This window comes from Enterobacter sp. UNJFSC 003, from assembly GCF_036903355.1.
In the GTDB taxonomy this organism is placed as follows: Bacteria; Pseudomonadota; Gammaproteobacteria; order Enterobacterales; family Enterobacteriaceae; genus Enterobacter.
The window spans coordinates 1-277 of sequence record NZ_JBAKHK010000136.1 but is presented as its reverse complement, the minus strand read 5'-3'; the positions used below and the strand labels follow the sequence as shown (position 1 = coordinate 277).

Sequence of the window (277 nt, the reverse complement as noted above, 5' to 3'; positions counted from 1 at the left end):
GCCGGATGCGGCGTGAACGCCTTATCCGGCCTACGGTTCTGGCACCTTTTGTAGGCCTGATAAGACGCGGCAAGCGTCGCATCAGGCATGATGCGCCAATTGCCTACGTTTTTTACTCTTGTGGCCATAACCACGCAGCGCCGCGTACGCCGCTGGAATCACCGTGCTTCGCCTTACGCACCGGCGTTTCACATTCGCCGCCGAAGACAAATTGTTTAATCAACTGCCCAACCGTTTGATATAAACGGTCTACATTGCTCATCCCGCCCCCCAGGAC

The 277-nt window shown here is 56.3% G+C and carries 1 protein-coding gene; it reads right to left on the bottom strand.

What is annotated here, in order from left to right; translation table 11 throughout:
- Positions 1 to 112 precede the first annotated feature (112 nt).
- Positions 113 to 277 (bottom strand): ROK family protein (locus V5P19_RS23475; protein ID WP_334407947.1); only part of this gene is annotated, 165 nt, incomplete at its 5' end.